We start from the raw sequence: 21581 nt of genomic DNA, 5'->3' as shown, positions 1-21581 counted from the left end.
GAAACCTGCGATGAAACATAAAGTCGGTATCTTAGGTGGAACTTTTGATCCGCCACATTTAGCACACCTCCGCATGGCAGAAGAAGCCAAGCAGCAACTCGGGCTAGAGAAAATTCTTTTTCTACCTAACAAAATTCCGCCGCATAAACATATCAGTGGTATGGCTTCAAGTGATGAGCGTGTAGAAATGCTTCAATTGATGATAGAAGGCATTGATTCCTTTGAAATTGATACACGTGAACTCATGCGTACTGGAAAATCCTATACGTATGATACAATGCGTGATATGATTAGCGAACAGCCGGACACAGATTTTTATTTTATTATCGGCGGGGACATGGTAGAATATTTGCCAAAGTGGTATCATATAGATGACTTGGTAAAAATGGTGACATTCGTTGGAATTAATCGTCCACTTTATCAAACTGAAGTTCCGTATGATATCGTTAAAATCAATATGCCGGAAACGACAATTTCTTCCACAGAAATTAGGAATGATATTGAGAATGCAGGTGCCTTTCTACCAGAAAAAGTATGGTCATATATAAAGGAGCATCAACTTTATGGAAAGAAATGAAGTGCTAAAAAAAGTAGAAGCAGCTATGCCGAATGCTCGATTTAAACACACTTTAGGCGTAGAAAAAGCAGCAGTAGAACTTGCAGAACATTACCATATGGATGTAGAAAAGGCTAGAATTACAGCATTACTACATGATTATGCCAAGTACTATGATGATGATAAAGCGAGAAAAATCATTGAGGACGAGGGTTATGATCCACGTTTACTTGCGTTTCATCGTTCACTATGGCACGCTCCGGTTGGTGCCTATCTAGCAGAAAAAGAATTTGGTATTACGGATACAGAAATATTAGAAGCGATTCGTCTGCATACGACAGGAAGCGCTACGATGTCTGATTTCGATAAACTTATTTATCTAGCAGACTACACTGAACAAGGAAGAACATTTCCCGGTGTGTATAAGGCGCGTAGATTAGCACTTAAATCACTTGACGAAGCAATGTTATTCGCTTTATCGAATACGATTACGCATTTAATCAAAAAACAACAATTGGTTTTTCCAGATACTCTGGATGCATATAATTATTTTGTTAATTTAAACTTGGAAGGAGACTATTAATAATTTGAACAGTTATGATACATTAATGCTGACCGCTAAGGCAGCAGATGATAAAAGAGCAGAGGATATTTTAGCACTAGATATGAAGGGGTTATCAAGTTTTGCGGATTATTTTGTAATCTGTCATGGTAATTCGGACAAACAAGTGCAAGCAATTGCTCGTGAAATTAAAGAAAAAGCTTTAGAAAATCAAGTAGATGTGAAACGTTTAGAAGGTTTTGATGCAGCACAATGGATTTTAATTGACTTAGGTGATGTCATTATCCATGTGTTCCATAAAGAAGAACGTTCTTACTATAACTTAGAAAAACTGTGGGGAGATGCGCCACTAGTGGACGTTTCCGCGGCGTTTATTTCATAATAAAAAACAGAACAGGCGGGAAATTCTCGTCTGTTTTTTTAAGGAGAAATTACTATGAGTTACGAACATTTTCCAGGTTTCTATGATAGATTAATGGATTCCGAACTTTACGATGAATGGCTAGAATTTACGGCTAATTTCATTGGAGATACTCCTAAAAAAATACTTGATTTGGCTTGTGGAACAGCTGAATTTGCGCTACGATTAAGTTTTTCCAGTCATCAAGTTACTGGTGTAGATTTGTCTAAAGAAATGGTGGCAGTTGCTAGAGAAAAAGTAGCGGCTGCTGAAATCAATTTGCCGATTTTAGAACAAGATATGTCAAAATTAGCATTAAATCAAACGTTTGATGTTGTCACATGTTTCTGTGATTCACTTAATTATTTGGAAACAGAACAAGCGCTTGAAGCTACTATTCAAGCAGTCTCAGAACATTTAAAAACAGATGGCTTATTTTTATTTGATGTACATTCAGTCTTTAAAATGGACCCAGGGTTTAAAGATTATTCTTACGGAGATAGTGATGAAGAGATTTCAACGATTTGGAATTCATTTCCTGGCGAACATCCGCATTCTGTCGAACATGAACTTACCTTCTATATTTTAGGTGAAGATGATACGTATAATCGTGTGGACGAACTGCATAAAGAACGAACCTATCCAATCGCTACTTATGAAAATATATTAAAAAAATATGGTTTTACGAAAATTGATATTTATGCCGATTTTAGTCATGAAAAACCCAATGATACGAGCGAAAGAATCTTTTTCGTAGCAAGAAAGTAATTTTTTACTATTACTTTCTTTTTTTATGCCGTTTTTGCTTTAAGTTATCAAAAAGGAATTTGTTCTAGTATGGCGAATAGTATATTAAGGACGGTGATATGGATGGTAGAATTAATGAAAAAATACAAGAATTATATCTTAATAGGGATTGCTATTCTTTGTGCTGGTTTAGTTTATATTTGGATACCTGATGGTAAAACAGATGCAGTTACTGCGAAACCAACAGCAACCAAAGAAGAAAAGCCAGAGAAGGAAGAAGTGAAATTATCGAATTACGTCTATGTTGATATTAAAGGAGCCATACAGACACCTGGTGTGTATAAATTACCTTTTGACGCCAGAGTACAAGATGTAGTAAAAATCGCAGGCGGGCTTACAGAAGAAGCTGATAGTAGTAAATTAAACTTAGCTGAAAAATTAAAAGATGAGATGAGTATTTATGTGTACAAAAAAGGAGAAGAAGGCCCAGCATTACAAGAATCTAATATTGAAGAAACAACTGGTGTGTCTCAGAAAATTAACATTAATAGTGCAACGAAGGCAGATTTGCAACAAGTTCCAGGAATTGGAGAATCAAAGGCAACAGCGATAATGGAGTACCGAGAAAAAGAAGGATTATTTCAAACCATAGAAGATTTAAAAAACGTTTCGGGTATTGGCGAAAAAACAGTAGAAAAATTAAAAGAATATTTGGATGTTAATTAATAAAAGTGGTTGACGAACTTCCTTCTAAACACCTATACTAATATTTATCAAATCATAAGGGAGTTTTTAATGTGCAAAGGATCGCATGGGATCAGTTTTTTATGGCGCAAAGTCATCTAATATCTTCAAGGAGCACGTGTACACGATTAATGGTAGGTGCGACAATAGTTCGAGATAAACGTATTATTGCGGGCGGATATAATGGATCCATCGCTGGTGGTGATCATTGTGCAGAACATGGATGTTATGTTGTAGACGGTCATTGTATCCGAACTATACATGCAGAAATGAATGCGATTTTACAATGTGCAAAATTTGGTGCCACAACAGATAAAGCAGAGTTATATGTAACACATTTCCCTTGTCTGGCTTGTACGAAATCTATTATTCAAGCAGGAATAAAGAAAGTGTATTTTGCTAAAGACTACAAAAATCATCCATACGCTCTAGAACTATTTAACATTGCCGGCGTCGAATTACAAAAAGTGGAGTTTGATGAATCTGTTCTTCAAATAAACAATTGGAACGGGGAAAAACTGCATACTTTAGTAACAGAAGCCGCAGTGGAAGTAAATATCGAACCAGAAAAAGCAGAGCAACTTTATCAAAACATCTCAGAGAAATTAAACTAAATCGGGAGGGAACGTTATCGAGCGATATTTGGCTATTATTGTTTTAGCTATTGTTTGTGCGACTTTTGCAGGCTCTTTCGTTCCCATATGTATTTGTTTGCTCAGTTTCATCGCTTTTATTAAAAAATCCAAAATTATCCTTCTCTTTATCCTCGTCTATCTTCTAACATATTGTTTTTTATTTTTGGTAGAAAAATCCAATACATCTTCCTATACAGCAACTGAGTTTAGTGGTAATTGTCAAGTGGTTAATGATTTGAAAATCGATGGCGATAGTTTTCAAGCGATCTTGCGTTGTGAAAAAGAAAAGTTTCAATTGAGTTATAAAATTACAACAGAAGAAGAGCAGCAAAAATTAAAAAAAATCCAGTACGGACAAATTATTTCCGTTTCTGCTGTTTTAGAACAGCCTCAAACCAATCGTAACCAACATCAATTTAATTACAAAGCTTATCTTAGACGCAAAAATATACACTATATACTTCGAGCAAGCTCCCTCTCTATTTCAGATCAATTTTCACCATCTATTCTAATGCGAATTCAAAATATACGTTTAAAAACAATCTCTCATTTAACTGAAAATATTTCTCCAATACTATCTCCTTATTTTCTTGCATTAATTACTGGAGAAAAAAATGGCTTTTCGCCCGAAATGTATGAAGTTTATCAGCAAATGGGAGTTGTTCACTTACTAGCTATTTCAGGGCTACACGTTAATTTACTAATAGGAGCCATCTACTTTCTATTGCTGAAATTTGGCATCACGCGTGAGCGAGCTGTCTTTTGTTTACTTGTTTTTTTACCCTTTTACGTAATCCTAACAGGGGCAAATCCACCAGTCATACGTGCTGCTTCGATGACAGCACTACTGTTGTTATCAGAAAAATATGCTACTAAATGGAGTTCTTTTTCTGCTATTTGCTTATCTTTTATTCTCTTTTTCGTCTTGCAACCCTATGTTATCAATGAAGTGGGATTTCAGCTTTCTTATGTAGTGTCGTTTGGTATTATTTTATCGTCACGACAAATATTAACAAGGCAACAGAATGCGTTTACTAAGTCACTGGCTATTTCTTTTGTCTCCACTATCATGTCGTCCGTTGTTATGATGTATCATTTTTATTCATTTTCGTGGGTGGGGATTTTTTTAAATTTAATTTATGTTCCCATTTTTACAATTCTCATTTTACCTGGTTGTCTGGCTGTTTTTGTATTATCCATTTTCCCAACAGAAATAATCCGTTTCCCTGAAGCAGTGCTTACGTTTTTAATACAATTAGTAGAAAAGTTAACCTATATTTTTGCAAAAATACCGCATCAAACCATTGTTACTGGAAGACCAAGTCCCGTTATTTGTGTTTTAATAATTTTAACAATCCTAATATTCTTCTATCAATGGCAAAAGAAAAAGTTTCCATTAGGGATGTTTATTTGTTTTTGTTTATTATGTTATTTGTCTAGTTTTAATTTTAGTGGAAAAGTTAGCTTTATTGATGTAGGACAAGGAGACAGTATCTTAATTCAACTTCCATATAATCAAGGAGATTATTTAATAGATACTGGAGGTCAACTTCCATTTAAAAAAGAAGAATGGGCTAAGAAAAGAAAACCATTTACAATTGGCGGAAGCACACTTGCTCCGGTTTTGAAATCAAAAGGAATTAGTAGCTTAGATAAAGTAATTATTACACATAGTGATGCAGATCATATGGAGGGACTTGATGATTTACAGAAAAATATGACTATTAAAGAACTCATTTTCGCTAAAGGAGCCGAAAATAAACCCATTATGAAAGAAGCTCTTGCTACTATGCCAAACATAAAGAAAACGATTATTTTAGCTGGAGCTAAGTGGCGGAGCGGTAAAAATACATTTGAATGCTTATATCCAGCTAAATCTGGTGAAGGAGGCAACGATGACTCTATAGTTTTAAAAGCGATTTTAGATGATAAAGTGTGGCTTTTTACTGGTGATTTAGAGGAGAATGGGGAAAATAAAATTCTAAATCAACCAATCAAAGCGGATATTTTGAAAGTAGGGCATCACGGTAGCAAGACCTCAAGCTCTAAAGAATTTATTCAAAAAGTGAACCCATCTTTTGCAGTTATTTCATGTGGATTAAAAAACCGTTTTGGACATCCGCATGCAGAAACTATTGGTACGCTAGAAACAGCAGGAGTGACAATTTTACGAACGGATTTAGAAGGGGAGATAATTTATACATTTGGAAAAGGCTTTAAAGCGACTTTGAAATAAAACTTGCTATCTCTTATTTCATGTTTTACCATAGAAAGAGAAATAAGAGTGAAGCGAGGCGAAACGGATGCTGCCAGAATGGAAACAGATACGATCCAAAAAAATAACTCCATTATATTTAATTATTGGGACAGAAGATTATATTATTAATGAAACAAAACAATTATTAATAGATAACATTTTAGAAGGAGAAGAAGTAGAGTTTAACTATGCTAATTTAGACTTAGAAGAAATGCCCATTGAAGCTGTTGTTCAAGAAGCAGAAAGCATGCCGTTTTTTGGTGATAAGCGCTTAGTCATGGCAAATAATCCCCTCTTTTTAACGACAGAAAAAAGTAAAAACAAAGTGGAACATGATACTGCAAAATTAGAGGCTTATCTTAAAGAACCAGTAGATTATTCTGTTCTATGTTTTGTGGCACGTGTGGAAAAGTTAGACGAACGTAAAAAGCTTACTAAGTTACTCAAAAAGACAGCAACTGTCATAGAAGCTAAACGGCCTAACGAGAATGAATTGAAAAAGTGGATTGAAGCAAAATTAAGCGAAAGTAACATACAAATGTCACAAGTAGCCATAACTCGACTGATAGAATTAACTAGTGGTCAATTAACCACTGCCATGAATGAGTTGCAAAAATTAATGCTATATTGTTTTGAGACAAAAGAAATTACAATTCAAGATGTAGAATCTTTAGTTGTACGCTCACTTGAACAAAATATCTTTTTATTACTTGATAAGATGATTGCAATGGATATCAGCGGGGCACTTCGGATTTATTATGACTTATTAAAACAAAAAGAAGAGCCTATCAAGATACTTGCCTTAATCTCTAGTCAGTTTAGATTGTTGAATCAATTAAAAATATTAGAACAACAAGGATACTCCCAACAGCAAGCTGCGACTAAATTAAAAGTGCATCCATTCCGTGTTAAATTAGCGTCAAAACAAGCGAAGACTTTCTCGGAATTACAATTAAATCAAGCACTTAAACGATTAGCCGAAATAGACTTGGAAATGAAAACAGGCTTTGGTGATAAAGATCAGAAACTTGAATGGTTCTTATTCGAATTACAAGATAACCAGCAAAAAAGAGTATGAAAAATAGCTTTGTCATTAATGGCAAAGCTATTTTAAAAAACAAAAAACACCACACAAGGTGTGATGTTTTATACCGGCTTCGGTATTATTTAGCTAATTTAGCAGCTAAGCGAGATTTGTTGCGAGCAGCATTGTTTTTGTGAATCAATCCTTTGCTCACAGCGCTATCTAATTTTTTCGATGCTTCTACGTAAAGATCTTTCGCGTTGTCCGCGTTGTTTGCAGCTGCTTCATCAAATTTTTTGATAGCAGTACGCATTGCAGAACGTTGAGATGCATTACGGTTGTTACGAGTTTCAGCAGTTTTTACACGTTTAATTGCAGATTTAATATTTGGCATTCCATTCACCTCCGTCCAAACTAATGAGGTAGTATTTATTTCATATAACATACCTTTTTAAATTATATCAGAACAAATGCTATTATACCGAAATCACAGCCATATTGCAATAATACTTTCTATTTTATTTTAAATTTATTCGTAATTACTAAAGTAGTCATTGAATGTTAAGCGTTCTACTGATATAATCAAGGATAGCTTGCCATCGGATTTATGCGATGAGTTCTAATCAGGAGCTGGGGAAATGAACAAAGAAGAAATGAATGCAAGACAAAAGAAAATTAGAAATTTTTCGATTATCGCGCACATAGATCATGGTAAATCTACACTCGCTGATCGGATTTTAGAACAAACAGGTGCTTTGACGCATCGTGAAATGAAAAATCAGCTACTAGATTCGATGGATTTAGAACGTGAACGCGGGATAACCATAAAATTAAATGCTGTACAATTAAAATATAAAGCAAAAGACGGAGAAACGTATATCTTTCATTTGATTGATACACCTGGACACGTCGATTTCACTTATGAAGTATCTAGAAGTTTAGCCGCATGTGAAGGTGCTATTTTAGTAGTAGATGCTGCACAAGGTATCGAAGCGCAAACACTGGCAAACGTTTATTTAGCTCTAGATAATGATTTAGAAATTTTACCTGTTATTAATAAAATTGATTTACCAGCGGCAGACCCAGAAAGGGTTAGGGACGAAATTGAAGATGTTATTGGATTGGATGCATCAGACGCTGTACTTGCTTCTGCAAAATCTGGTATCGGTATTGAAGACATTCTTGAACAAATCGTCGAAAAAGTTCCAGAGCCTTCTGGTGATGTAAACAAACCACTAAAAGCGCTTATTTTCGACTCTGTTTTTGATGCTTACCGTGGCGTTATTGCTAACATTCGTATCGTAGACGGAGTTGTAAAAGCTGGTGATAGAATTAAAATGATGTCAAACGGCAAAGAGTTTGAAGTTACAGAAGTAGGTGTTTTTTCTCCAAAAGCAACACCACAGGACGAGCTCCTTGTGGGTGACGTTGGTTACTTAACAGCTGCAATCAAAAATGTTGGAGATACTCGGGTGGGTGATACAATCACACTTGCGAACAATCCTGCTGAAGAAGCGCTGGATGGCTACCGCAAATTAAACCCCATGGTTTATTGCGGACTTTATCCAATTGATTCTTCTAAATATAACGATTTGCGTGACGCACTTGAAAAATTAGAGCTTAATGATTCTGCTTTACAATTTGAAGCTGAAACCTCTCAAGCATTAGGTTTTGGTTTCCGTTGCGGATTTTTAGGTTTACTACACATGGAAATCATACAAGAAAGAATCGAGCGCGAATTTAATATCGATTTAATTACTACAGCTCCAAGTGTTATTTACCATGTAAACTTGACAGACGGATCCAATATTGTTGTCGACAACCCCGCTGAAATGCCAGAACCTGGTGTCATCGAGAGCGTGGAAGAGCCGTACGTAAAAGCAACAGTCATGGTTCCTAATGATTATGTTGGAGCTGTCATGGAACTGGCACAAAACAAACGGGGAAACTTCATTACAATGGAGTACTTAGATGATATTCGCGTTAGTATTGTGTACGAAATTCCACTATCTGAAATAGTATACGACTTCTTCGACCAATTAAAATCATCTACAAAAGGTTACGCGTCCTTTGATTATGAATTAATTGGCTATAAAGCATCTAAACTTGTGAAAATGGATATTCTTTTAAATGCAGAAAAAGTTGATGCACTTAGCTTTATTGTCCACCGTGATTTTGCTTATGAGCGTGGGAAAATCATTGTGGAGAAACTAAAAGAACTCATACCAAGACAACAATTTGAAGTACCAATTCAAGCCGCAATTGCAACGAAAATCGTTTCTCGTTCTACTATTAAAGCGCTACGTAAAAACGTGCTTGCTAAGTGTTATGGCGGGGACGTATCACGTAAAAGAAAACTTCTAGAGAAACAAAAAGAAGGTAAAAAACGAATGAAACAAATTGGTTCAGTTGAAGTTCCGCAAGAAGCTTTCATGGCTATCTTGAAAATGGATGAATCGAAATAATAAAGATTGTGCTAAGAGCGAATATGTTCATAGCACAATTTTTTATGTTAAAAGCGAAACCTCCACATAAGCACTAAAAAATATGTTAAACTGACTTGTGGATAACGAAGCAAATTTAAGTACAAGGAATTGATAAAATTGAAAAACATGAACCAATCGAGTAATGAGAGTTCAGCGATATATATCCATATCCCGTTTTGTGAACACATTTGCTATTACTGTGATTTTAATAAAGTATTCTTAGAAGGGCAACCAGTCGATGAATACGTAGATTTACTAATAAAAGAAATGGAAATGACTGCTGCAAAAGGTCCTATCGCGCCTGTTGACACGGTTTTTGTGGGCGGCGGAACACCTACAACCTTAAATGAAGCGCAAATTGCAAGACTTTGCACAGCTATCCAAGAAATATTACCACTCAAGAACGAAATAGAGTTTTCCTTTGAAGCAAATCCAGGAGACCTCTCCTTATCTAAATTACAAGCAATGCAAGATCATGGTGTTAATCGTATTAGTATGGGTGTTCAAAGTTTCAATAACGAGCTTCTCAAAAAAATTGGTCGCATTCATACCGTGAAAGATGTATACCAGTCTGTTGAAAACATGCGCAAAGTTGGTTTTGAAAACGTAAGTATTGATTTGATTTTTAGCTTGCCAGGTCAAACCGAGGCTGACTTTAAAGACACTTTAAAACAAGCACTTGATTTAGACTTACCTCACTATTCAGCATACTCGCTAATTATTGAACCAAAAACGATTTTTTACAACCTTATGCAAAAAGGAAAACTATTTCTTCCAGGCCAAGATGCCGAAGCAAATATGTATGATTTATTACTAATAGAAATGGAAAAACACGGTCGTAAACAATATGAGATTAGTAATTTCGCGAAAGAAGGTTTTCAAAGTAAACACAATATTACTTACTGGAGCAATGAGCATTATTACGGGTTTGGCGCCGGGGCACACGGATATGTCGGCAACACCCGTTATAGCAATTTCGGTCCAATAAAAAAATATATGGAACCATTACAAGAAAATAAACTTCCCACATTCCAACAAAAAGAACTTTCACTAAAAGAGAAAATGGAAGAAGAAATGTTTTTAGGTCTTAGAAAAATAGATGGAGTTAATAAAATTCACTTCAAGCAAAAATTCGGTCAAGATTTAGATACGACTTTTGCCCATGCTATTCAAAAAACTACCGCAAAAGGCTGGCTTGAAAATAACAAAGAAAATGTGGCACTTACAAGAAGCGGAAGATTTTTAGGGAATAATGTTTTTCAAGAATTTCTCTAAAAGCGCATCATTTGACCTTTTTTGACCAAACAATCCTACTTTAGTCTGAAATCGAGTGTTTTCGGTTGACTAAGGGGGAATTGTTTGGTAAATTTATACTTGTATTTAGCACTTGACGTTATTGAGTGCTAAAAGAGGTGATTGCTATGTTAACAGAAAGACAACTTTTGATTTTCCGTGCCATCATCGATCATTTCACTTGGACTATTCAGCCGGTTGGATCAAAAAATTTGCTGAAAGAAAAAGGTTTGCCTTATAGTTCTGCGACAATCCGTAACGAAATGGGCGTCCTTGAGGAATATGGCTTTATTGAAAAGACGCATTCTTCATCGGGACGAGTTCCATCAGAGAAAGGTTATCGCTTCTATGTCGATTATTTACTCCAGCCTAAAAAGCTAGATAAATTTGACAGACAAATGATTCGTTCTTTCTTTTCAGAGAATTATTATGAAATGGAAGGACTTATTCAAAATTCAGCATTAATGTTATCCGATCTAACCAATTACACTTCCATCTTACTTGGTCCTGAAGCAACGAAAAATCATTTAAGCGGCTTTAGATTTGTACCAATAAATAATTTTCAAGCAATGCTCATTTTAATTACCGATCAAGGGCATGTTGATAACCATCTTGTGACGATACCCGAGGGCACAACGCTTTCTGATATTGAGCGAATGGTCAACATCTTAAACGAACGGTTAGTTGGGCTTTCACTGGATGATTTAAAAGTACAAATACCAATGGAAGTAAAAGAACTACTTGGAAAGCATGTTAGAAACTATGAAAGCTTTATGCATGTCTTTTCTGATTCTTTTGCCCAGGCCAGCCAGCAAAAAGTGTATTTTGGCGGAAAAACGAATATCTTAAATCAACCAGAATTTCATGATATTAATAAAGTCCGTGAGATGCTCCATTTGATGGAAGAAGAACAAGATGTATATGAATTGTTTAGGGATATTCCCGATGGCCTACAAGTTAAAATTGGCCGTGAAAACAATAATAGTCTAATGGAAGATTGTAGTATCATTACAGCAACATACAATATTGCTGGCGAACGTGTTGGTGGTATTGTGCTCCTAGGTCCAACAAGAATGGAATATAGCAGAATGATGGGCTTAGTTGATGTAATGAGTCGAGATTTAACCGATGTGTTAACCAAACTTTATCGTGATAACCAAAATTAGGAAGGCTGAAAAAGCATAAGTTTTTTCAGGAGGTGGCTACAGTGTCTGAGAAAAAGAACAAAAAAGAAAAACTAGCTGAGGAAATCGAACAAGAAGAATTAAATAGTTTAGATGAATCAGAAGAAACAGTGGAAGAAGAAGCGACAGAAGAAACTTTAACAGAAGAACAAGCCAAAATTTTAGAGCTTGAAAACAAACTAGATGAAGTGGAAAATCGTTATCTTCGCATGCAAGCGGATTTTGAAAATGTCAAAAAAAGACATATTGCAGACCGCGATGCTAGCCAAAAGTACCGTTCACAAAGCCTAGCGCAAGATTTACTTCCTGCACTAGATAGTTTTGAAAAAGCTCTTGCAACGACTTCTGATCAAGAAGAAGTGAAACAAATTCTAAAAGGAATGGAAATGGTATACAACCAAATTCTTGTTGCTTTTGAAAAAGAAGGTATTGAGGTAATTCCGGCTGTCGGCGAACAATTTGACCCGAACTTTCATCAAGCCGTTATGCAGGATAGTGATGAAAATGCAGGTAGCAATGAAATCACTGCTGAACTTCAAAAAGGTTATAAATTAAAAGACCGGGTTATTCGCCCATCTATGGTAAAAGTGAATCAATAAAAAATAATTACTGAATAACAGGAGGAAATAACAATGAGCAAAATTATCGGAATTGACTTAGGAACAACAAACTCTGCAGTAGCAGTATTAGAAGGCGGAGAAGCTAAAATTATCCCTAACCCAGAAGGCGCACGTACAACACCTTCTGTAGTTGGTTTCAAAAATGGCGAACGCCAAGTTGGTGAAGTAGCGAAACGTGCTGCTATTACAAACCCAAATACAATTAGTTCTATTAAACGCCACATGGGTACTAACTATAAAGAAACAATCGAAGGAAAAGACTACTCACCACAAGAAATCAGTGCAATCATTTTGCAATACCTAAAAAGTTATGCAGAAGACTACCTTGGTGAAACTGTAGATAAAGCTGTTATTACAGTTCCAGCTTACTTCAACGATGCACAACGTCAAGCAACAAAAGATGCTGGTAAAATCGCTGGTCTTGAAGTAGAACGTATTATTAACGAACCAACAGCAGCAGCTCTTGCTTATGGTATGGATAAAACAGAAACAGACCAAACAATCCTAGTATTTGACCTTGGTGGTGGTACTTTTGACGTGTCTATCCTTGAATTAGGTGACGGCGTATTCGAAGTACATTCTACTGCAGGTGACAACGAATTAGGTGGAGATGACTTCGATAAAAAAATCATCGACTATCTAGTAGCAGAATTCAAAAAAGACAATGGTATTGACTTAAGTCAGGATAAAATGGCGCTTCAACGTTTGAAAGATGCAGCTGAAAAAGCGAAAAAAGATCTTTCTGGCGTAACAAGCACACAAATCTCCTTACCATTTATCACAGCTGGAGAAGCTGGTCCACTTCACTTAGAAGTAACCCTTACTCGTGCTAAATTTGATGAACTAACACATGACTTAGTTGAACGTACTATTGCGCCAACTCGTCAAGCATTAAAAGATGCGAACCTTTCTGCAAGTGATATTGACCAAGTAATTTTAGTTGGTGGATCTACTCGTATTCCTGCAGTTCAAGAAACAATTAAAAAAGAATTAGGCAAAGAACCTCATAAAGGTGTAAACCCAGATGAAGTTGTAGCAATGGGTGCTGCAATTCAAGGTGGCGTAATCACTGGTGATGTAAAAGACGTTGTACTACTTGACGTAACTCCATTATCCCTTGGTATTGAAACAATGGGTGGCGTTATGACTACGCTTATCGAACGTAATACAACTATCCCAACATCTAAATCACAAACTTTCTCTACAGCAGCTGATAACCAACCAGCCGTAGATATTCATGTTCTTCAAGGTGAACGCCCAATGGCAAAAGATAATAAAACATTAGGTCGTTTCCAATTAGCAGACATTCCAGCAGCTCCACGTGGAATTCCTCAAATCGAAGTATCCTTTGATATCGATAAAAATGGTATCGTAACAGTTCGTGCAAAAGATCTTGGAACTGGTAAAGAACAAAATATCGTTATTAAATCTTCTTCAGGTTTAACAGACGAAGAAATTGAAAAAATGGTTCAAGATGCTGAGGCTAATGCTGAAGAAGATAAAAAGAACAAAGAAAACGCTGAACTTCGCAACAATGCAGATCAATTAGTATTCACTGTAGATAAAACATTGAAAGAATTAGAAGGCAAAGTAGACGAAGAAGAAGTGAAAAAAGCAGAAGCGGCTCGCGATGAACTACAAGAAGCGCTTAAAGGTGAAGATTTTGATGCAATTAAAGAAAAAACAGAAAGCTTAAACGAAATCGTTCAAAACCTATCTGTTAAATTATATGAACAAGCTGCAGCAGAACAACAAGCAGCTGGTGGCGCAGAAGGTCAAGAAGCTCCTCAAAATGATGACGTAGTAGACGCTGAATTTGAAGAAGTAAATGACGACGACAAAGAAAGCAAATAATCTTTTTTAAAGGTAAGGATAATGAGTCAAAGTCTACTGTGGCTTTGGCTTTTTATCTGAAATAAAGTTTTTACAACATCTCTTTCAAATGTTACAATACGTTAGGACTATAAAAATATATCATGGACAGGAGTGATGGCGGATGGCAAAACGAGATTACTATGAAGTGCTTGGTGTTTCCAAAAGCGCCTCAGCGGACGAAATAAAAAAAGCTTACCGGAAACTGTCCAAACAGTATCATCCGGACATAAATAAAGAAGCAGGCGCTGATGAAAAATTCAAAGAAATATCAGAGGCTTATGAAGCATTAAGTGATCCACAAAAACGTGCGCAATATGATCAATATGGACACGTAGATCCAAACCAAGGCTTCGGCGGAGGTGGTGCAGGTGGCGGCTTTGGCGGAGGAGGATTCTCTGGATTTGAAGATATCTTTGACACATTCTTTGGTGGCGGTGGACGTCAACAAGATCCAAATGCCCCAAGACAAGGTAGCGATTTACAATATACAATGCGCCTTAAATTCAAAGAAGCTATTTTCGGTAAGGATGCAGAAATCGAAATTCCTCGTGAAGAAAACTGTGATACATGTCACGGTTCCGGCGCAAAACCTGGGACAACACCTGAAAAATGTAGCCATTGTGGTGGTAAAGGTTCCATTAACGTGGAACAAAATACCCCATTTGGTCGTGTAGTTAACAAGCGGACATGTCAATACTGTAATGGTACTGGTAAAGAAATCAAAGAAAAATGCCCAACTTGTCACGGTAAAGGCCGTGTAACTAAAACGAAAAAAATCAAAGTGAAAGTTCCAGCTGGTGTGAACGACGGACAACAAATGCGTGTATCTGGTGAAGGGGAAGCGGGTATAAATGGCGGACCTAATGGCGATTTATATGTCGTGTTTGTTGTTATTCCAGATGAGTTTTTTGAACGTGAAGCAGACGATATTTATGTAGAAGTTCCCATTACTTTCGTCCAAGCTACATTAGGCGACGAAATTGATGTACCAACTGTACACGGTAAAGTTCGCTTGAAAATCCCTAGTGGTACTCAAACAGGAACCACTTTCCGCTTACGAGGTAAAGGTGTGCCTCATCTACGAGGAAATGGAACAGGCGACCAACATGTAATCGTCAAAGTAATTGTTCCGAAAAAACTTGATGATAAACAAAAAGAAATCTTACGAGAATTTGCTTCAACTACAGGAGACAAAGTAGATGAACAAACATCCGGATTTTTTGACAAAATGAAACGAGCTTTTAAAGGCGATTGATGAACGTAGAGGTCGATAGTTGTGTGAGAAGCAACCATCGACCTTTTCTACATACTAAAGGAGTGTTGAAAAATGGAATGGTCAGAAGTAGAAGTCCATACAACAAATGAAGCTGTAGAGCCAGTAGCTAATGTTTTGACAGAATTTGGTGCAGCAGGAGTGTCAATTGAAGATATTGCTGATTTTTTACGGGAACGAGAAGATAAATTCGGTGAAATTTATGCACTTAGACGAGAAGATTATCCAGAAGACGGTGTTATCATTAAAGCTTACTTTTTAAAGACAACAGAATTTGTAAAGCAAATTCCAGAAATCGAACAAACATTGAAAAACCTCACTACTTTTGATATTCCGCTTGGTAAGTTTCAATTTGTTGTTAATGATGTAGATGACGAGGAGTGGGCTACTGCGTGGAAGAAATATTATCATCCAGTTCAAATTACTGACCGAATTACAATTGTACCGAGTTGGGAATCGTATACACCGTCCGCTAACGAAATAATCATTGAGTTAGACCCAGGGATGGCTTTTGGGACTGGTACACATCCGACAACGCAACTATGTATACGTGCACTGAGCGATTATTTACAACCAGGAGATGAAGTAATTGATGTTGGGACTGGTTCAGGGGTCTTAAGTATTGCCAGTGCTAAATTAGGCGCAAAATCTATTTTAGCAACTGACCTTGATGAAATCGCCACTCGTGCAGCAGAAGAAAATATTAAATTAAATAAAACAGACCATATTATTACTGTAAAACAAAATAACTTACTTCAAGATATTAATAAACAAAACGTGGATATTGTTGTTGCGAACATTTTAGCAGAAGTTATTTTACTTTTCCCTGAGGATGTTTATGCGACGCTTAAACCGGGTGGAATTTTCATTGCTTCCGGGATTATTGAAGACAAAGCGAAAGTAGTCGAGGAAGCACTTAAAAAGGCTGGGCTTGTTATTGAAAAAATCGAGCAACAAGGGGACTGGGTTGCGATTATTTCCAAACGAGGAGTGGAATAAATGCAACGTTATTTTGTAACAAATGAGCTAGAGAATGATAACGATCCACTATCCATTACTGGAGAAAACTTTCATCATATTACTCGTGTTATGCGAATGAAAGAATCCGACCAAGTTTTCATTGTTTTTCCTAGCAAAAAAACATGTATTGCCGCTATTAAAGCTATAAACGATGATGAAGTATTTTTAAATTTAGTGAAATGGCTAGAAGAAGATACCGAATTGCCTATAGAAATTACCATCGCAAGTGGTCTACCAAAAGGTGACAAACTAGAACTCATCATTCAAAAAAGTACAGAACTAGGCGCACACAAATTTATTCCTTATAAAGCAGAACGATCTGTGGTGAAATGGGATGACAAGAAAGTCATCAAAAAAATCGAGCGACTTCAAAAAATTGCGCAAGAAGCTGCTGAACAATCGCACCGGACAATCATTCCAGAAGTTCATTATGCAGCTAGTTTCAAAGAGTTAATGTTTGACCACGTTCATTATGACTTTGTTATCGCAGCATATGAAGAGAGTGCCAGAGAAGGCGAGGACAGCGCGCTTGTAGGCTTATTCCAAATCATGAAGCCAGGACAGTCTGTTTTATGTATTTTTGGACCTGAGGGAGGCATTAGCGAAAAAGAGCTAATGCAACTTCAAGAAGTAAATGCAAAACTCGCAGGACTCGGCCCGAGAATTTTAAGAACAGAAACTGCTCCGCTCTATGTTTTATCCGCAGCTTCATTCTATTTTGACCTTTACAAAAATAAAAAAAGCTAACATTTCAAAGTTTTATCCGAAAGTTAACGATTTCATGTTGACGATGCCCGATGTTTCGTATATAATTTTTAATGAGTGAATGCTTATCTGCATTACTTCAGAATAATTCATAATTTATTTTCCGTTATGTCCTATTCTGGAACTTAAATGAAGGATTTAAGTGAGTGCATGTAAGTGCCGGAGGGAGGGAAAGAGAGATGTCAAAAACAGTAGTTCGTAAAAACGAATCGCTTGAAGATGCTCTTCGTCGCTTTAAACGTACTGTTTCCAAAAGTGGAACTTTGCAAGAATCCAGAAAGCGCGAATTTTATGAAAAACCAAGCGTAAAACGTAAGAAAAAATCCGAAGCAGCAAGAAAACGCAAATTCTAATTAAAAGGCGATGATTTCGTTGACACTGCTTGACAAGTTAAATGAAGATATGAAACAAGCGATGCGCGATAAAGAGAAAGAAAAACTTTCCGTTATTCGTATGTTAAAAGCAGCTTTACAAAACGAAGCAATTCACCAAGGTGTGAAAGATCTTACTCCGGATGATGAAGTAACCGTGATTTCCCGCGAACTCAAACAACGCAGAGATTCTCTTGCAGAGTTTGATAAAGCTGGACGTAGCGACCTTTCTGATAAAGTCCGTTCCGAGATTGTCATTGTGGAGGACTACGCGCCAAAACAATTGACTCCTGAAGAGCTTGAGAATATTGTGAAAGCAACTATCGAAGAAGTTGGCGCATCTAGTAAAGCTGATTTCGGCAAAGTAATGTCCGCTATTATGCCTAAAGTAAAAGGCAAAGCTGATGGTGGTGCCGTTAACCAATTCGTAAAAAAATATCTTTCATAAACTAATTCAAACTAGTTTTGAAAACATTAAAAACAGGATTTCTTCATATTTTATGAAGGAAATCCTGTTTTTTTATACATACTTCAAGTAGAAATTAAAGCTTCTTATCGCTTCGTTTTTCAAGCAAGGAAATTTCGTGTATAATATAACTAATTAAAGCACTTATAACAGGTGAAGGGGTTAGCCAATGCTAAATGAATTTAATGAAGTAGTCGAATTATCCGAAGACACAAATATTCAAGATTTATTCGGCAATAATAATAAGAATATCGAACTTGTAGAAGAATTGCTTCAAGTAAAAATTATTACTCGTGGAGAAGAACTCTCTATCACAGGAGAAGAAGAAGCTGTCCAGCATACTATTGCTGTTTTAAATGAACTAATCTTAACAGTTAAGCGAGGCATCCATATTGATGGCCGAGATATAGCTCAAGCTGTAAAAATGCAAAGAAATGGGACACTCATATATTTCCACACACTTTTTGAAGAAGAAATCACTAAAAATGCCAAAGGAACGCCTATCCGACCTAAGACATTTGGACAAAGAACTTATATTCAAATGATAAAAAAACATGATATTGTTTTTGGTGTTGGCCCAGCAGGAACAGGGAAAACCTATCTTGCGGTCGTAATGGCAGTAGACGCTTGGAAAAAAGGTAAAGTTAGCAAAATTATTTTAACTAGGCCGGCCGTTGAAGCAGGCGAAAGCTTAGGTTTTTTACCAGGAGACCTAAAAGAAAAAGTGGATCCTTATTTACGCCCCGTGTATGACGCGCTATATGATATTTTTGGAACAGAGCATACAACAAGATTAATGGACCGTGGTGTTATTGAGATAGCCCCCCTCGCTTATATGAGGGGACGTACCCTTGATCATGCTTTTGTTATCTTGGATGAAGCTCAAAATACTACTATTGCCCAAATGAAAATGTTTTTAACACGTCTGGGCTATGATTCTAAAATGATTGTAAATGGTGATATGACACAAATTGATTTACCAAAAGGTGCAACGAGTGGCCTTGTTAATGCAGAACAAGTATTAAAAGACGTCAAAGATATTGGTTTTGTTTACTTTGAACACCATGATGTAGTCAGACATCCTTTAGTAGCTGAAATTATTAAAGCATATGAAGGGAAACAAAATTAGAAAGGAGACAAAGATGTGAAGCTAGCCAAGAAATGGAGAGATTGGTACATCGAAAGTGGAAAAAAATACCTTTTCCCACTTCTCCTTATTTGTTTTGCTGTCGTAGCTTACTTGCTTGTCTGCCAAATGACAAAGCCGGAATCGTATAATGTAAAGCTATTTCAAGTAGCTGAAAAAACGATTCGATCACCACAGACTGTTGAAGATACGGAGAAAACAAAAGAAGAACGGACTAAGGCAAGTAATGCTGTAGAAGATGTGTATGTTTACAACCGTGAAACAGGACAAAATCGAGTAGCATTAATTCAAAGTCTTTTCGCTTATGTAATTGAAGTGAATTCTGAAGCAGAAGAAAACGATAAGAAAAATAAAGAAAAAGCAGCAAAAGATAAAGAACCAGCCCCAGCACCAACTACAACAGAAACTAAATTAAAAAACTTGAAAAGCAAATTATCAAGTAATGTATCCGAAAAAATCACTTCGAATATATCAGATGAAGTTTTCACTACTTTAATTGAGGCTGATAGCAAAGATTTTAATGTAATGGAAGACGTTATTACCACTGAAGTAGCCAAAACAATGGAAAATAAAATTCGTGATGAAAATCTTAATGCCGCCAAAATAAGGGCACGTGATGACATCGAATTGTCCGCCATATCTTCTTATTATAAAAACGTATCAAAAGTACTTGTCTCATACGCGATTGTCCCAAATGAAATTTATAATGAAGAACAAACTGATGAACGGCGTAAAGAAGCAGCTCAGTCTGTTGTTCCTGTAAAAATTCTACAAGGTCAAGTAATTGTACAAGAAGGGCAAATTGTAGACCGGGAAACGTATCGGCAATTAAATATGTTGCATTTATTAGATCAAAAAATGCCAGTCAAACAATATGCTGGCTTTGCCATTTTTATTATTGCACTTGCAGCTATTTTATTCCTATATACGAAAAAACAAACTACTTCAAAAACAAAAAAGATGCAAACGATGCTTATTTTTTCGTCTGTATATGTCGTTTCTTTATTCATGCTACTGATTATTTTATTTTTAGAAAATCAAAATATATCTAATATCGCCTTTTTATTCCCAGCAGCATTTGCGCCGATGATACTTAAAATCTTACTTAATGAGAAATATGCTTTTTTAAGTGTTCTATATATTGCTGTAACTAGCTTATTTGCGTTTCAAAATGATTCAACTAGTGGAATTACGATTTTTATCTTATTAAGTGGTATTACGAGTATAGTTGCTTTACGGGATTATAGTAGACGTTCTGCCATCATGTTTTCAGGCTTTATGGTTGGTCTAATCAATATGGCATATGTCTTTATTTTATTGTTAGTTAATAATAGTACGCTACTTCAAGTGTCTACTTTGATGGCAATTGGTTATGCCTTTTTAGGGGGATTTGGTGCATTTATTCTTGGGGTTGGAGTTATTCCACTCTTTGAAACTATTTTTGGATTACTAACTACGAGCAGATTAGTAGAGCTAGCCAATCCGAATCATCCTCTACTCAAAAAAATACTAATGAAAGCTCCAGGAACTTATCATCATAGTATGATGGTTGCAAACTTAGCTGAAGCATGTGCAGATAAAATTGGAGCAAATAGCTTACTTGTTCGCGTGGGTTGTTTTTATCACGATATTGGTAAAACATTACGCCCGCCCTATTTTGTGGAGAATCAACTTCAAGGAATTAATCCGCATGATAGGCTGACACCAGAGCAAAGTCGTGATATAATTCTTTCGCACACTAAAGATGGGGCGGAAATATTAAAAGAAAATCATATGCCTCAACCGATTATTGATATTGCTTTACAACATCACGGGACAACGTTGCTTAAATACTTTTATTATAAAGCTAAGGAAACAAACCCGGATGTAAAAGAAGCAGATTTCCGTTACAGTGGACCAAAACCGCAAACAAGAGAAATTGCGATAATCAATATTTCTGATAGTGTGGAAGCGGCTGTTCGATCTTCCTCAGAACCCACAATGGCCAAAATAACAGAAATTATCGACGGAATTATTAAAGATCGTTTCCTAGATGGGCAATTTACTGAATGCGATATTACCATCAAAGAAATTAAAATCATTCGCGACACTTTAATTGCCACATTGAACGGAATATATCATCAACGAATTCAATATCCTGATGACAAAGATTGAAA

At 36.2% G+C, this 21581-nt stretch carries 21 protein-coding genes; 20 read left to right on the top strand and 1 reads right to left on the bottom strand.

The window, feature by feature from the left end; genetic code table 11:
- The first annotated feature begins 10 nt into the window (after nucleotides 1-10).
- The 8 genes from HCB38_RS06320 to holA all read left to right on the top strand — a co-directional run bounded on the left by HCB38_RS06320 (nucleotide 11) and on the right by holA (nucleotide 6979).
- On the top strand, nucleotides 11-577 hold the full coding sequence (locus HCB38_RS06320; RefSeq protein ID WP_185637856.1) for a nicotinate-nucleotide adenylyltransferase: 567 nt from the start codon (nucleotides 11-13) through the stop codon (nucleotides 575-577).
- Nucleotides 564-1139, top strand: a complete 576-nt coding sequence (gene yqeK / locus HCB38_RS06315; RefSeq protein WP_185637854.1) for a bis(5'-nucleosyl)-tetraphosphatase (symmetrical) YqeK — start codon at nucleotides 564-566, stop codon at nucleotides 1137-1139. The genes HCB38_RS06320 and yqeK overlap by 14 nt, the downstream gene beginning before the upstream one ends.
- Nucleotides 1140-1143: 4 nt before the next feature.
- Entirely contained in the window at nucleotides 1144-1500 is a 357-nt protein-coding gene (gene rsfS / locus HCB38_RS06310) for a ribosome silencing factor (RefSeq protein ID WP_003721994.1), read from the top strand.
- 54 nt (nucleotides 1501-1554) lie between these two features.
- On the top strand, nucleotides 1555-2286 hold the full coding sequence (locus tag HCB38_RS06305; protein WP_185637851.1) for a class I SAM-dependent DNA methyltransferase: 732 nt from the start codon (nucleotides 1555-1557) through the stop codon (nucleotides 2284-2286).
- A gap of 102 nt (nucleotides 2287-2388) precedes the next feature.
- The gene (locus tag HCB38_RS06300; protein WP_185318812.1) at nucleotides 2389-2991 is read left to right on the top strand and encodes a helix-hairpin-helix domain-containing protein; all 603 of its coding nucleotides are present in this window, start codon (nucleotides 2389-2391) and stop codon (nucleotides 2989-2991) included.
- 71 nt (nucleotides 2992-3062) lie between these two features.
- Nucleotides 3063-3623: a ComE operon protein 2 gene (locus HCB38_RS06295; protein WP_185637848.1), complete on the top strand. Its 561-nt coding sequence runs from the start codon at nucleotides 3063-3065 to the stop codon at nucleotides 3621-3623.
- A gap of 34 nt (nucleotides 3624-3657) precedes the next feature.
- Nucleotides 3658-5880 carry a DNA internalization-related competence protein ComEC/Rec2 gene (locus tag HCB38_RS06290; RefSeq protein WP_185638012.1) on the top strand — a complete coding sequence of 741 codons (2223 nt, stop codon included), beginning with the start codon at nucleotides 3658-3660 and terminating at the stop codon, nucleotides 5878-5880.
- A 67-nt stretch (nucleotides 5881-5947) separates the two neighbouring features.
- Entirely contained in the window at nucleotides 5948-6979 is a 1032-nt protein-coding gene (holA, locus tag HCB38_RS06285; RefSeq protein ID WP_185618932.1) for a DNA polymerase III subunit delta, read from the top strand.
- Nucleotides 6980-7064: 85 nt separating this feature from the next.
- Here the strand turns inward: holA and rpsT are convergent, their stop codons facing one another.
- Nucleotides 7065-7319: a 30S ribosomal protein S20 gene (rpsT, locus tag HCB38_RS06280; RefSeq protein WP_185637846.1), complete on the bottom strand. Its 255-nt coding sequence runs from the start codon at nucleotides 7317-7319 to the stop codon at nucleotides 7065-7067.
- Nucleotides 7320-7563: 244 nt separating this feature from the next.
- On the opposite strand from rpsT, the gene lepA reads away from it, so the two are divergent.
- From lepA to HCB38_RS06220, 12 genes are all read left to right on the top strand, one after another.
- Nucleotides 7564-9390 carry a translation elongation factor 4 gene (gene lepA / locus HCB38_RS06275; protein ID WP_185318809.1) on the top strand — a complete coding sequence of 609 codons (1827 nt, stop codon included), beginning with the start codon at nucleotides 7564-7566 and terminating at the stop codon, nucleotides 9388-9390.
- A 138-nt stretch (nucleotides 9391-9528) separates the two neighbouring features.
- A complete protein-coding gene (hemW, locus tag HCB38_RS06270) occupies nucleotides 9529-10686 on the top strand; it encodes a radical SAM family heme chaperone HemW (protein WP_185618936.1) in 1158 nt (385 codons plus the stop codon).
- Between the two features lie 146 nt (nucleotides 10687-10832).
- A complete protein-coding gene (hrcA, locus tag HCB38_RS06265) occupies nucleotides 10833-11870 on the top strand; it encodes a heat-inducible transcriptional repressor HrcA (RefSeq protein WP_185318807.1) in 1038 nt (345 codons plus the stop codon).
- Nucleotides 11871-11911: 41 nt separating this feature from the next.
- Nucleotides 11912-12487, top strand: coding sequence for a nucleotide exchange factor GrpE (gene grpE, locus HCB38_RS06260; protein ID WP_033533023.1), 576 nt, complete (start codon nucleotides 11912-11914; stop codon nucleotides 12485-12487).
- A gap of 33 nt (nucleotides 12488-12520) precedes the next feature.
- Nucleotides 12521-14362, top strand: coding sequence for a molecular chaperone DnaK (dnaK, locus tag HCB38_RS06255; protein ID WP_185318806.1), 1842 nt, complete (start codon nucleotides 12521-12523; stop codon nucleotides 14360-14362).
- Between the two features lie 142 nt (nucleotides 14363-14504).
- Complete coding sequence (gene dnaJ / locus HCB38_RS06250; protein ID WP_185318805.1) at nucleotides 14505-15638, top strand: molecular chaperone DnaJ; 1134 nt, start codon at nucleotides 14505-14507, stop codon at nucleotides 15636-15638.
- 72 nt (nucleotides 15639-15710) lie between these two features.
- Nucleotides 15711-16655 carry a 50S ribosomal protein L11 methyltransferase gene (prmA, locus tag HCB38_RS06245; RefSeq protein WP_185618941.1) on the top strand — a complete coding sequence of 315 codons (945 nt, stop codon included), beginning with the start codon at nucleotides 15711-15713 and terminating at the stop codon, nucleotides 16653-16655.
- Nucleotides 16656-17423 (top strand): 16S rRNA (uracil(1498)-N(3))-methyltransferase, encoded by a 768-nt coding sequence (locus tag HCB38_RS06240; protein ID WP_185637843.1) that lies wholly within the window; start codon nucleotides 16656-16658, stop codon nucleotides 17421-17423.
- 197 nt (nucleotides 17424-17620) lie between these two features.
- A complete protein-coding gene (gene rpsU, locus HCB38_RS06235; protein ID WP_003719762.1) occupies nucleotides 17621-17794 on the top strand; it encodes a 30S ribosomal protein S21 in 174 nt (57 codons plus the stop codon).
- A gap of 19 nt (nucleotides 17795-17813) precedes the next feature.
- The gene (locus HCB38_RS06230) at nucleotides 17814-18260 is read left to right on the top strand and encodes a GatB/YqeY domain-containing protein (protein WP_003736634.1); all 447 of its coding nucleotides are present in this window, start codon (nucleotides 17814-17816) and stop codon (nucleotides 18258-18260) included.
- 187 nt (nucleotides 18261-18447) lie between these two features.
- Entirely contained in the window at nucleotides 18448-19407 is a 960-nt protein-coding gene (locus HCB38_RS06225; RefSeq protein ID WP_185318802.1) for a PhoH family protein, read from the top strand.
- Between the two features lie 15 nt (nucleotides 19408-19422).
- A complete protein-coding gene (locus HCB38_RS06220; RefSeq protein WP_185318801.1) occupies nucleotides 19423-21579 on the top strand; it encodes an HD family phosphohydrolase in 2157 nt (718 codons plus the stop codon).
- Nucleotides 21580-21581 lie beyond the last annotated feature (2 nt).

Source organism: Listeria farberi (assembly GCF_014229295.1).
Lineage (GTDB): Bacteria > Bacillota > Bacilli > Lactobacillales > Listeriaceae > Listeria > Listeria farberi.
The sequence above is the reverse complement of the archived record's forward strand: the minus strand, read 5'-3'. Positions and strand labels throughout refer to the sequence as shown.